Genomic DNA, 831 nt, shown 5'->3' with positions numbered 1-831 from the left:
CTTCTATACGGCGTTGATGTTCAATCCGAAAGACGTAGCGGAAAACCTGAAGAAGTCCGGTGCCTTTATTCCGGGCATCCGTCCAGGTGAGCAGTCTGCGCGCTACATTGATGGCGTTCTGACTCGCTTGACCATGTTCGGTGCTCTTTACATGACGGCCGTCTGCCTGTTGCCCCAGTTCCTGGTGGTTGCAGCCAACGTACCGTTCTACCTTGGCGGGACCTCGTTGCTGATCGTCGTCGTGGTTGTGATGGACTTCATGTCCCAAGTACAATCGCACCTCGTTTCGCACCAGTACGAATCCCTGATGAAGAAAGCCAACCTGAAGGGTTACGGCAGCGGCATGCTGCGCTGACCCATAAGGTTCGAGGAGTTGGTGATGAAAGTTCGTGCATCGGTGAAAAAGCTGTGCCGTAACTGCAAGATTATTCGCCGCGAAGGTGTTGTTCGAGTAATTTGCAGCGCGGAACCGCGTCACAAACAGCGCCAAGGCTGAGTGTGATTGTGCTTCAAGCCCGGCAGCTAGTGCGCTGCCGGGTTGATTATTTGTTATTACAGCGATATTATCTCGCGCCCTATTTCTTGGCTTCCGGGGCGTAGGTAGCTGTCAATTGGAGTCCCACTGAATGGCCCGTATTGCAGGCGTTAACATTCCAGATAACAAGCATACTGTTATCTCGCTGACCTACATCTATGGTGTTGGTCGCACTACTGCACAGAAAATTTGTGCAGAGACTGGGGTAAACCCAGCAGCAAAGATCAAAGATCTGAGCGACGAGCAAATTGAACAGCTGCGTGGCGAAGTGGCGAAGTTCACCACTGAAGGTGACC

General features: G+C 52.3%; 3 protein-coding genes. All 3 read left to right on the top strand.

All coding sequences use genetic code 11. The features are described 5' to 3' along the window. A partial coding sequence (locus AC1DVH_RS32050) for a preprotein translocase subunit SecY (RefSeq protein WP_477757158.1) occupies positions 1-355 on the top strand: 355 nt, incomplete at its 5' end. Positions 356-379: 24 nt separating this feature from the next. Next, positions 380-496: a 50S ribosomal protein L36 gene (gene rpmJ / locus AC1DVH_RS32045; protein ID WP_002555468.1), complete on the top strand. Its 117-nt coding sequence runs from the start codon at positions 380-382 to the stop codon at positions 494-496. A gap of 130 nt (positions 497-626) precedes the next feature. Further along, on the top strand, positions 627-831 hold a 205-nt coding region (gene rpsM / locus AC1DVH_RS32040; protein WP_477757157.1), incomplete at its 3' end, for a 30S ribosomal protein S13.

The sequence above is a fragment of the Pseudomonas sp. P4_C3 genome (genome assembly GCF_056402075.1).
The sequence above is the reverse complement of the archived record's forward strand: the minus strand, read 5'-3'. Positions and strand labels throughout refer to the sequence as shown.